Annotated in this window: 8 protein-coding genes and 1 pseudogene; 7 read left to right on the plus strand and 2 right to left on the minus strand. The window is 60.8% G+C overall.

The window, feature by feature from the left end; translation table 11 throughout:
• Positions 1–1,418 precede the first annotated feature (1,418 nt).
• The 4 genes from FJ398_20695 to FJ398_20710 all read left to right on the plus strand — a co-directional run bounded on the left by FJ398_20695 (position 1,419) and on the right by FJ398_20710 (position 5,825).
• Positions 1,419–2,558 carry an amino acid ABC transporter substrate-binding protein gene (locus FJ398_20695; GenBank protein ID MBM3840333.1) on the plus strand — a complete coding sequence of 380 codons (1,140 nt, stop codon included), beginning with the start codon at positions 1,419–1,421 and terminating at the stop codon, positions 2,556–2,558.
• 182 nt (positions 2,559–2,740) lie between these two features.
• On the plus strand, positions 2,741–3,469 hold the full coding sequence (locus tag FJ398_20700; GenBank protein ID MBM3840334.1) for a D-arabino 3-hexulose 6-phosphate aldehyde lyase: 729 nt from the start codon (positions 2,741–2,743) through the stop codon (positions 3,467–3,469).
• Positions 3,470–3,535: 66 nt separating this feature from the next.
• Positions 3,536–4,576, plus strand: coding sequence for a zinc-binding dehydrogenase (locus FJ398_20705; protein ID MBM3840335.1), 1,041 nt, complete (start codon positions 3,536–3,538; stop codon positions 4,574–4,576).
• Between the two features lie 349 nt (positions 4,577–4,925).
• Positions 4,926–5,825, plus strand: a complete 900-nt coding sequence (locus tag FJ398_20710) for a sugar phosphate isomerase/epimerase (protein ID MBM3840336.1) — start codon at positions 4,926–4,928, stop codon at positions 5,823–5,825.
• Positions 5,826–6,027: 202 nt separating this feature from the next.
• On the opposite strand, the gene FJ398_20715 is transcribed toward FJ398_20710, so the two are convergent.
• Both FJ398_20715 and FJ398_20720 read right to left on the minus strand, forming a co-directional pair.
• Positions 6,028–7,413, minus strand: a complete 1,386-nt coding sequence (locus tag FJ398_20715; protein MBM3840337.1) for a DUF1501 domain-containing protein — start codon at positions 7,411–7,413, stop codon at positions 6,028–6,030.
• 131 nt (positions 7,414–7,544) lie between these two features.
• The gene (locus FJ398_20720; protein MBM3840338.1) at positions 7,545–9,242 is read right to left on the minus strand and encodes a divalent metal cation transporter; all 1,698 of its coding nucleotides are present in this window, start codon (positions 9,240–9,242) and stop codon (positions 7,545–7,547) included.
• Between the two features lie 325 nt (positions 9,243–9,567).
• Here FJ398_20720 and FJ398_20725 point away from each other — a divergent pair, with 325 nt between their 5' ends.
• The 3 genes and pseudogenes from FJ398_20725 to FJ398_20735 form a co-directional block, all read left to right on the plus strand.
• Entirely contained in the window at positions 9,568–10,029 is a 462-nt protein-coding gene (locus FJ398_20725) for a RidA family protein (GenBank protein ID MBM3840339.1), read from the plus strand.
• A 41-nt stretch (positions 10,030–10,070) separates the two neighbouring features.
• Positions 10,071–10,157 (plus strand): annotated as a pseudogene (locus tag FJ398_20730) (RidA family protein).
• Between the two features lie 84 nt (positions 10,158–10,241).
• The coding region (locus tag FJ398_20735) for a D-TA family PLP-dependent enzyme (GenBank protein MBM3840340.1) at positions 10,242–11,308 on the plus strand (1,067 nt) is incomplete at its 3' end.

Genomic DNA, 11,308 nt, shown 5'->3' on the forward strand with positions numbered 1-11,308 from the left:
GTTCTGCTCACTCGAAATGACCTTTTGTTGGTTGTTAGCTGTTCTTGAACAAACATATTTCAACCAATATTGACGGGCATTTCGAGCTTTTTTCTTTTTTCAAGCCAATAATCACGCTTGTTGCAGGGCTAGTGATGTGTCTGAAAATCGAGGTTGGTTAGCACAGGCCGACTGTGTTCGGCATCAAAAACGCTCGCCTCGTTTTCCTCTCTCTCCCCGCGAGGAAGGAGTGGGGAGAGAGCCGGAGAGAGGGGATTCCTCTAAAGCAACCTCCTCTCCCTGGCTGTCTCCTCCTTTTTTGAGGAGGACAGGGAGAAGAAACGTCTCGACTCCTGACGCGTTCCTCGGGAGCGGCCGCGTGCGTCGTCACGGTGCGGCCAAGAAACGGTGAGACCTGGCCAATCGGCGTGGAGGCGTGGGGCGGCGACTGGGCTCAGCTTGCCTGGGCTTGTAGCCGCCGCGATGATTGCTCCCAGGAATCCACTCGCCATTGCAGGATTTGCGGCGTTTCTTGGTTTACTTGTCCTGCTGGCGGTCTTCGCCCGACCGCGGCCTCACCGAACGTCACCGCTGCCCCCGCCTGGCAACGCTGTTGAAACTCCCAGCATCACACCGGTCGTGGTGGCCGGCCCGAAAGACCTGTTTGAAGATGTCACCTCGTGTGCGGGACTTGGTTTTGTTCACCAGTTTTCCCCGCCGGAGATGATCCCCTTTCGCGGCGTTGGGCCGCACTACCGGTACTGGACCACGCGATTGCCCTTCCGCGGGCCGGGCCGCGATTATCCGGATCCGCCAGGGCTCTGCGACTGAGGAGAAACGAAGCCAGAAAGCGAAATCGCCCCAGCCCTCCGGGGCGGGGCGGCGCCTGGCCGGCTGCAGCGTTGCTCGTCGGTCACAGCCCCAAAACGGGGATGCTCCCTCCTCGCGCCTTGCATCCGGCCAGGCGGCGCTCCCGCCAAAACCGGAAGTTATTTTTGCACAGACCCTTAAGCCGGGGAATCTCCCGTTCGGGCTGATCTATCGCGAAGACCCACCCCAATGGGGCAGCGCGGCGAACATCGCCGTGGAATTCAAAGACCAGGATGTCCTCGGCTATCTGGGAACGATCGTTTCACTGTGGCCTGCTTTCCCCCTCACCGCCGCCCTCTCCCTTGGGGAGAGAGGATGGGTCGCCGTTGCAGGAATCTGCCAAAGCGCTTGCGAAAGAACTAAGACGGCGGGCGTTCTTCCCTCTCCTTGGGGAGAGGGCCAGGGTGAGGGGAAAGGGGATGCCGGTACCCCAGGAACGTCAGGTAATTTCCACGGCATCAGGATGTCTGAGGCGGCTTCCGCGCACCCTCCGCAGTCGAGCGTTGAAGCGGCCTAAAGGCCACGGTCCGAAGAGACGGTTCATGGGAAGCCTGCTTGGTTTCAGAACCATGCTCTCACCCCATGAACTCGGTGGGGCGAGTCCGTCCCGGCGAGCCGCTCGACGTGACTGCAACACGTCGGAGTCGGCTCGCTGGGGACAGGCTCGCCCTACCATTAGCAGAATTCGAATCGGGCTCAGGCACGTTCTTACCTGCGTCTTCCTGCTGCTCGCGGCCAGAGTCCAGCTACACGGGGGCGAGGAGACCGCGGCTTCCCTCCGAATCGGACTTCTGACGCCACCGGACGAACCGGAGGTCACTTGCTTGCAGCAAGGCGCAACGCTGGGTGTGGAACTCGCCAATAGCACACCGGACCACCGCGTCGAACTCGTCATCCGTGGGCGCCCAGGCCAATGGGGCACCGAAGGCGATGAAGCCTCGGCGCTCGCGCTGGATGACGCGGTGGACGTCATCATCGCGCCGCCAGGGGGCGCGGCCTCGCATCAGGTGTTGCAGGTTGCGGGTCGCACCCGCGTGCCGGTGATCTCGCTGTGTCCGGATTCCTCGATCACCCGCACAGGGATTCCCTGGATGATCCGAATTGTCCCGAACACTCAGAAAGAGGCCCGCGCTATCTTCCTTGGCTCAAGGACAGCTTCGTGTTCCTTGCAGACGTGCTCAAGGCCCGTGAACCTGGACAGCAGTGGATTCCACTCCGTCCCTGACTTTTTTGAACCATCAAGCGAAACAGATTCCAGGGACGCGGTGAAACGCGTTCCTACCCGCTTCATGGGAAGCGGCCTGTTCCTTTCTGATCTGCACCATGAAGCCGGTAGGGCGAGTCCGTCCCGGCGAGCCGCTCGACGTGCGTGGAACACGTTCCTACCCGCTTCATGGGAAGCGGCCTGTTCCTTTCTGATCTGCACCATGAAGCCGGTAGGGCGAGTCCGTCCCGGCGAGCCGCTCGACGTGCGTGGAACACGTCCGAAGCGGCTCGCTGGGGACAGGCTCGCCCTACCGTCTGGCTCATGGGAAGCGGACAAACCGCGTCATCGATCTCAGGCTTCTCCTCGTGCGCGACGGACAGTTCGAACCGGTCGCGTAGAGGTGACGAGAGATTCCACCGGATGCGCAAATCTGCTGGCTTTTGATCGATGCCTCGCTACAAGCTCTCCACACGATGCGCGGCGCCGCAACCGAATTCGCTGAACCCGAATGAACCTGGCCAACTCAATTGGAGCCCACGAGACACACGCAACACACGGAACCGCAACGTCAGACAAGATGGACGAGCTGCATCCCGCAAGTGAACTCCAGCAGCCTCCCGTCCCTTTAGCCTTTAGTGTCTTTTTCGTGTGCTTGGCAGGCACGACAGCGGTCTTCCTGATGAGATGAAACCCATCGTCCAAATTTCCCTGGATCTCACGAGCATCCCGGAAGCGCTGGAGACCGCCGCGATGGCGTTACGCGCGGGCGTGGATTGGCTCGAGGCTGGAACGCCGCTCATCATCGCCGAGGGCATGAACGGCGTGCGCGAACTGCGCCGCGCGTTTCCTGAAACCCCCATCGTCGCCGACCTTAAAACCATGGACGGCGGCTGGCTCGAAGCTGAACTCATGGCCAAGGCGGGCGCCACGCAAGTCGTCGTGATGGGGCAGGCGCATCGGGAGACGGTCGAGTTGGTCGTGCAGGCGAGCCGCGATTTCGGGATCGAAGTCATGGGCGACAACATGGTCATGCCGGATCCCGTCGCCGGCGCCAGGCTGTTGGAGGACGCGGGCTGCCATTACGTCATTCATCATATCGGCTACGATTTTCGCAACGTGCGCCGCAAGCGGGGCCAACCGGCCCCCAGTCCGCTCGACCGATTGCGGGATGTCGTGGAAGCGGTGAAGGTCCCCGTGCAAGCGGTGGGCGGGCTATCGATTCAACAGGCCATCGAAACACCCCAATACGGCGCCCCGCTGGTGGTGATCGGCGCGCCGCTCGCCATCGACGCCCATTCGTTTCAAACCGCCGGCGGCAATGTCGAAGCCGTTCTGAAAGAAATCTGCGCCAAAGTTCATGCGTATGGCGACGTGCCGGTCGGCGGTGAATCAAAGAGAATCGTTCGACGGTGAAACCAACGGACGATTCGAGAAGCGAAGACACTTGAAACTGCACTTCAATCTTCTTCCTGGAGACGTATGAAATCGATCATGCCGGGATTGGTGAATTACTCGGTGGCTCCGCACAGCGTCGAACTGCGCGAGGTGCCCATTCCGAAAATCGGCGCCAGGGATGTTTTGCTCAAAGTGGAAGCGGTGAGCATTTGCGGGAGTGATTTGCACCAGTGGCTCGGCAGCCTCAGTTGGAAGGTCAATTATCCCTGCATCCTCGGCCACGAATTCGGCGGCACCATCGTGCAAACCGGGCCGGAAGTGAAAGCCTTCCAGGAAGGCGACCGCGTCGTGAGTGAAACCGCCGCCGTGATCGACGAACGCTCTCCCTACACGCGGCGCGGGCTCTACAATCTCGACCCAACCCGCCTGGGATTCGGCTACGGCGTGGATGGCGCCATGACGCAATTCGTGTGCGTCCCGGAGCGTTGCCTCCACTTCATCCTGAGCAGCCTGGACTTCGACAAAGCCGCGCTGACCGAGCCATGCGCCGTGGCCTACAACGCCGTTTGTGTGAACGGGCATGTCCGGCCCGGCGATCACGTGCTGGTCATCGGTCCGGGGCCAATCGGCCTCTTGTGCGCGATGATGGCGAAGCTCAGCGGCGCCGGGCATTTGATCGTCTGTGGATTGCCCGCGGACGCCAGGCGGCTCGCGGTCGCCCGCCAGCTTGGCGCTGATGCCGCGCTGGAGGGAGGCGTGGTGGATTATGTGAAGCAACTGGGCGACGGCCTGGGAGTCGATGTCGTGATCGATGCCGCAGGCGTGTCCGCGACGATGCAACTGGCGATGCAAACTGTCCGCCCGGCCGGGCAAATCATCAAAATCGGCTGGGGGCCGCAGCCACTCGGGTTCAATCTGGATCCGCTCGTGCAAAAGGCTGTGACGCTGCAAGGGAGCTTCTCGCACAACTGGCCCGTGTGGGAACGCGTCCTGTCCATGATCGCTTCCGGGCAGATCAACCTGGATCTCGTCATCAACCGCGTCGCGCCGCTTCAGGAATGGGAAGAGTGCTTCGAGAAAATGCACGCGGGCGAGTATGTCAAAGCGGTCCTCAAGCCGAACTGACTTCGGAAATGACTAATGACTGATTCCGAATGACGAAAGAATGGCCAATGACGAATGCCGAACCAGGTCCAGCGCGGCGCCGGCGCATCCACAAATTGGCGCTGAAGCGTCGCGCAGATTTTCAATCTGCCGTATCGCCGACTTGTAGTCGGCTGCGCGACCAACTCACCCGACCGCACCGGATGGGCCGGCGTGCCGCAGATTCCAAATCTGCGATACAGCAGAGTGCAACTCTGCGCTACGTGGACGGCGATCACCGACAAACTCGTGGATGCACTGGCGCCTCGATTCGCACTTTTTCATTCGACATTCCTTCGCCATTCGTCATTAGACCTTCGTCATTCATCTGATGCCCCTTTCCGCGTTCCCCAAATGTTTCCTCGACGCCTTGTGCGTGACGCGGGAGATGTCCGTGGACCAGTGGATCGACCTCTCCGCGCAATTCGACGTGGACGGGCTCGAATTCTATTGGGGCTTCACGCCGCCGGAGAATCCCCGCGAATGGGAACGCCTTCGCCAACGCGTCGAGAAACAGCAACGCTCCATTCCGATGATGTGCTATTCGTCCGACTTCACCAAACCCACGCTGCCGGAGCGGAAGGAGGAAATCGAAAAGCAGAAGCGCGCGATTCGGGCCATCTCCGGTTTGGGCGGGAAGTTCTGCCGCGTGCTCTCCGGTCAACGCCGGCCGGATGTGCGACCCGATCAAGGGTTGCGCTGGGTGCGCGAGTGCATCGAGGAACTCGTGCCTTTTGCGGCCGAGCAGCGGATCGTTTTGATCATCGAGAATCACTACAAGGACGGCTACTGGGACTACCCCGAATTCGCCCAGCGCATGGACGCGTTTCTGGCACTCGTCTCCAGCATCGGCGAGACGGAATGGTTCGGCGTCAATTATGATCCTTCGAATGCGATCATTGCCGGGGACGACCCCATCCAATTGCTGGAAGCCGTGAAGCACCGCGTGAAAACCATGCACGCCAGCGACCGTTACTTCGAGGGCGGCACGTTGGAAGACTTGCGCCGAATCGAGGCCCAACCGCAGACCGGCTACGCCAGCATTCTCAGGCACGGCGTGATCGGGCGCGGATTGAACGATTACGATCGCATCTTCTCGATATTGAAAGATGCCGGCTTCAAAGGTTGGATTTCGATCGAGGATGGTCCCGATCCGGCGACCGGTGTTGCTGACATCGCGGAATCCGCGAAATTTCTGCGCCGAAAGATGAAGCAATTCGGCCTAGTGTAGGCTAAGAGCGCGTTTGAGAATGCCTTTTGGGTGGAACAGGCCACTGGCCTGTTGCGGCAGGCTACCAGCCTGCCGCAATTTTCGGCGGCAAGTTGCCGCCGAAAACGGGCTGGTAGCCCGTTCCACCCACTTTGACTCGGCACACGTCGGTTGATCACCGCGAAGACGCGTGCGCTCCCCAACGAGATGGATCCCGCCCGAACTAAATCAGCTCGTGGATTGGTTCGACCTGCTCGACAAAGGCGAGGAGATCGCGAGGCATCGCCGGCTGGACACGAAGTTTTCCCACGTCAAAAAGCGCGTGCATGATCGTCGCCAGCAAATGTTCAGGGGTGATCGGATCGGAAGCCGGCTCAGCGGCGTGGCGGTCGGATCGTCCCACGACTTGCCCCATTTTCAAGCCACCCCCGGCGAACGCCAGCGTGCCGAGGTTTGCCCAGTGATCGCGCCCGCCGCGGTTGTTGATCTTCGGCGTCCGTCCGAAGTCGCCGGTGATGACCAGCAAAATCTTCTCGCTCAACCCGCGCGCCTCGACGTCTTCCAAAAAAGCGGAGACCGCCTGATCGAGCGGATGGCCGAGCATCTCCATACCGGCCACCATGCCCGGATTGTTGATGTCCGCGTGCATGTCCCAACCCGCGGATTGCACCGTGACAAAACCGCAGCCCGCTTCGCACAGCCGTCGCGCCAGCAGCATCTGCTTGCCCAGCGTGCAGGCGCGGAAAAGCTTTTTGCCGACCTGATACCGGCTCGTGTCGTAACGCTCGATCAGGCGTGGATTCTCTTGCGACAAATCGAACGCGCTGCCCGCTCCGCGAAGGATCATATCGAGCGCCTGTTGTTCGTATTGATCCAGCGCCGCGATCATCCCGCTGGCATCGATGCGGCGGTTCAATTGATCCAACGCGCCGAGCAGCGAATGACGGCTGAGGAAGCGTTCGCGGGAAATGTTCAACTCCAGGTTCTTGATCATCGGCCCGCCGCCACTGGGATCGAAGGGTGTGTAAGTTGGCCCCAGCGACCCGGGCCCTGATCCAATCCAGACGCGATCCTTTTCTTTCAGGTACTGCGGATCGATTTCCGGAGCCAACAGAGTCATGTAGGCCGGCAATCCCGTCGCGGCATGGTTCGTCCCGCGAAACCGGGTGTAGATCGATCCCATGCTCACCTGCGCCGGATGTCCGGCGGTCAGGACGTGCTGGATCGCTTTCGGATGATCGGTGATCGTGTGGCGAAAGGAGCGCACGACGGCCATCTTGCGCGCGAGCTTCGCGAGGCGGGGAAACGTGCCGCCGAAAGTGACGCCCGCAATCGTCGTGGCCACTTCGCCGGTGACGCTGCGGATTTCCTGCGGCGCGTCTATGTGCGGGTCGAACGTTTCGATATGGCTGGCGCCGCCCGCCAGGAAGAGGAGGACCACCGATTTATCTTTGAGGAAGTCACGCTCGGAAGCCGCGGTGGCGGCCTTGCTCGCGAGCATCCCCGGCAGACTGAAGCCGCCCAGGCCCATGGCTCCGATCCGGATGAAGTCGCGCCGGGAAACGCCGCTGCAATCGCGGGCGGAAGGGTTGGTGAACAGCGTCAACATCTCAACGGCCTCTGGATTCGTTGAGTGGAAGGTTTCTCATGGCTCGCGCCAGTTGGTGCAGCCGCGACTGTCCGCGCTCTGGGCTGACTTCTCTATCTTATCACGGCTTCGGACTCAATTCTATTCTCCGTTCATTCAGACTCATCAGACCGCGCCGAAGAATTCTCCTGGGATTTCAATCCGGAATTCCACAAATACGCGGCGACCCAGCCGGCGCCCAGCGTCCCCATCAGAATGGCCCAAGGTCTCCAGCCGCCGTGGTCCCAGTAGCCTTTGAAGCCGAGGAAAAGAAAGAGAACTCCAGCGACCCAATTGAGCGCGCGGAGCGGCTGGCTCATTCGCAACCCGGAAGGCAAGAAACGCCGGTCCATCCAACAATTCAAGAGGCAGATCAATCCGCACGCCAAAACCCCGGTGAACAGATTGGCCGGCGTGAGCAAGGCCACCAGGCCGGGCGGTGCCTTCACCTCGGTGACGAAGGCATAAGCGAAGCTTCCCGCCAGAAGCAGCACGCCGCCCAAACCGCACCACCACACGGCCCCTAGGCGACATCGAGCACTAGTCTCTCTTGGGTTCTCATCGCTCTGGGAAGCTGGCGTTGAACGCATCTGAAAGGTAGGGCAGGCCTCCTGCCTGCCAGTCTGAGTGTCGGTGGCTGACGTCGGCCTGGGCAGGCTGGAAGCCTGCCCTACCTTGGCTGCCGCCACGAGTTCTCTGAGAACCGTAGGCGCCACTTCAATCGTGCCGTACAGCGTCCCGAACATCGCCAGGAAGGCCCCCGCAAAATAGACCCACTTCAGCCACGGATAAATCGGCGTCACGAATTCGGCCTGCAACGCCAGCAAATTCGTTCCGCTCGGAACCTTCTCCTGCGGCCCAAGAACAATCGCGCCGCAAGCGACAAAAACCACTGTGAACACCAGCACCGCCAGAAAACTCAGCGTGCAATCGAGCCGGCAGGCCCGCACCCACCGGCGGTTTGGATGAGCGGGATCTTTCGCCATGGCTTGCAGCAACCGTTCATCGGCCATCCCGCGCCCCGCCTGACCCCAGCCCTTGTCGCGCAGATACGACGCATACGCCAGGTAATCGTAGCCGGACCCGCCGATGACTCCCACATACGTGACCGTCTCGACCCAGACAGGCCGCGCCTTGATGTCAGGATAGGCGGAAACCCACGGCGGGTAATCAAAGGGCCTGGGCCACAAAAAGCCTTTGGCCAGTTCGAGCCAGTCCGGGTTCAACCAGAAAAGAGAAACCGCCACAGCCACCACCATCAGGATCGTGATGGTAATCTGAATTCGCTCCAGGCGCGCGTAGCCTCCGGTGAAAATCAAAAGCAAGACGAAGCCCAAAACCGCGATTCCCCACAGCAAGTATGCCGTGCCATGGAGAAGGCCGTCCGTGCCTGTGAGCCAGGACAACAGCGTGCCCACCGTGCCGGCGTGGAAGCAAACCCAGATCGGAAAACAAAGCAAAGCCAGGAGCAAAAAGACCAAAGGCAGCCAGCCGCGCGGACCTGCCATCTCCATCCAGCGCTGAAACGGATGCGCGCCCGTCAGGACCATGTGCCTCGCGCAGGCGAACACCAGTGCCCACTTGAAGAGCAGGATTAACGCGAAGAACCACAGCAACCGATATCCGAACAACGCGCCGCTGCGGGAGGAAAAGATGAGTTCGCCCGCTCCGATGGTCAGCGAAGCAATGACCGCGCCCGGACCGAAGACGCGGAACCAGTCGAGCGGATGTCTTGAAACAAGCGGCGTCGCGCCCTGGGGAATTGTGCCGTGACACGCGTCCTCACCGGCGCCGGAGGAAGTTTCGCCCATGCGCGGGAGAGTGTTGAAGCTCACCTTTCGCCTTGCAAGTGGGAATTCCGTTCACGCGTTCACCCGTTGCAGCGTTACACGATCAAATCGTTAAATCGCTATTATTTGGTAAATTGGTTATAATACGGCGTCACCTTCCCCCTCACCGCGGCCCCACTACTGTTGATTGAGGGAGTATCCCCTCAGTTAAAGTCGTTAAGGCGGGGCGAGTCTCCTGCCGAGCCAATGCCATCGAAGAAAAGCTCCGCAGGAGCGTCGCTCCACCGTCGTTAACGGATACAAAAAGCCTTGCCATCTGAGTGACGACCACTGAAAGCTAACCGCCATGAATGCTGAAGCCCGCATCGCCGAACTCAAACTCGAACTGCCGCCCGCGCCCAAACCCGCCGGCGTGTACAAACCCGTAGTCCTCATTGGGAACCTGGCTTACGTCTCCGGCCACGGCCCGCTCAAACCGGACAAAACCATGATCAAGGGCCGCGTCGGCCAGGACCTCGACCTCCAGGGCGGCAAACTCGCGGCGCGCCAGGTGGGTCTCGCGATTCTGGCGAGCGTGCGCGAACACCTCGGCAGCTTGGACCGCGTCAAACGCGTCATCAAGACCCTCGGCATGGTGAACGCCACGGCGGATTTCCAGGAGCATCCGGCTGTGATCAACGGTTGCAGCGAGCTCTTTGCTGAAGTCTTTGGAACAGACACCGGCGTCGGCGCGCGCAGCGCCGTGGGCATGGGTTCTCTGCCCGGCAACATTGCGGTGGAAATCGAAGTGATCTTCGAGATCGAATGAGGTAGACAGGCAAGGTGTGCCACGTGCCAGGTATCAAGCGAGGCAAAGGCGCGCGCAGCGCCGTCGGCATGAACGCGCTCCCCAACAACGTCGCCGTCGAAATCGAAGCCATCTTCGAGATAGACTGACGACTTCGGGTCACGTCGCGTGTCAAGTGCCACGTGTCAAGTGTCACGTATCACGCATTACGTTTCACGTTTTACGAATTACGCATGACGCAATCCAACCGCCCCTGGCACCTCGTCAAGAACGCCGCCGACCTCCCCTCCCCTGCCCTCCTCGTCTATCTCGACCGGGCCGAGGAAAACATCCGGCGCATGATCCACATTGCCGGCGGCGTCAAGCGCCTGCGGCCGCACGTCAAGACGCACAAACTGGCGGAGATTATCCGCATGCAGCGGGCGGCCGGGATAACGAAGTTCAAATGCGCCACGATTGCCGAGCTGGAAATGGTCGCGAGTTGCGGCGCTGAGGACGCCATGCTGGCTTATCAGCCGGTCGGCCCGAATGCGCGCCGGCTCGTTCAGCTTGCGCAATCCTTTCCGGCAACGAAATTTTCCGCCGTCGCGGACGACGCCGAGGCGATCCGTGCCCTTTCCCAAGTTTGTTTAGCCGCCAAGCTTTCTTTGGATGTGCTGTTGGACATCGATTGCGGCATGGGGCGAACAGGCGTCGCGGCCGGACCGAAAGCCGTCGAACTCTACCGTTTGATTTCAAGTTCGCCCGGTCTGAAAGCGGGCGGTCTGCACGTTTACGACGGCCACATTCAAAACACCGATCTGAAAGAGCGCATGGCTGTTTGCGAAGCGGCCTTCGCGCCGGCCAGCGACCTCCGGCGCAATCTGGAGCAACTCGGCCTCCCTGTGCCGAGAGTCGTTGCCGGAGGCACTCCCACGTTCGCGATTCACGCCCGGCGACCGGACGTTGAGTGCAGCCCCGGGACAACGATCTTCTGGGACGTCAGCTACTTGAACAAACTTCCCGATCTCGACTTTCTGCCCGCCGCGCTGGTTCTGACGCGCGTGATTAGCAAGCCCGGAACGAATCGGCTTTGCCTGGACCTGGGCCACAAAGCCATCGCGGCCGAGAATCCTCATCCACGCGTGCAATTCTTTGGACTGCCCGACGCGACTGCCGTGGTCCACAGCGAAGAACACCTCGTTCTGGAAACACCCGACGCCGGGAAGTTTGCGGTTGGCGATTGTCTTTACGGGATCCCGCGGCACATTTGCCCAACGGTCGCGCTGCACTCCGAAGCGGTCGTGATCAAAGAGGGACA

It is taken from the genome of Verrucomicrobiota bacterium, from assembly GCA_016871535.1.
Taxonomy (GTDB): Bacteria; Verrucomicrobiota; Verrucomicrobiia; order Limisphaerales; family SIBE01; genus VHCZ01.

Bases quoted from the DNA above. Each gene is read 5' to 3' on its own strand.
- FJ398_20705 (MBM3840335.1), top strand. From the start codon at position 3,536: ATGAAATCGATCATGCCGGGATTGGTGAATTACTCGGTGGCTCCGCAC.
- FJ398_20700 (MBM3840334.1), top strand. From the start codon at position 2,741: ATGAAACCCATCGTCCAAATTTCCCTGGATCTCACGAGCATCCCGGAA.
- FJ398_20725 (MBM3840339.1), top strand. From the start codon at position 9,568: ATGAATGCTGAAGCCCGCATCGCCGAACTCAAACTCGAACTGCCGCCC.
- FJ398_20710 (MBM3840336.1), top strand. From the start codon at position 4,926: ATGCCCCTTTCCGCGTTCCCCAAATGTTTCCTCGACGCCTTGTGCGTG.
- FJ398_20720 (MBM3840338.1), bottom strand. From the start codon at position 9,242: ATGGGCGAAACTTCCTCCGGCGCCGGTGAGGACGCGTGTCACGGCACA.
- FJ398_20695 (MBM3840333.1), top strand. From the start codon at position 1,419: ATGCTCTCACCCCATGAACTCGGTGGGGCGAGTCCGTCCCGGCGAGCC.
- FJ398_20715 (MBM3840337.1), bottom strand. From the start codon at position 7,413: ATGTTGACGCTGTTCACCAACCCTTCCGCCCGCGATTGCAGCGGCGTT.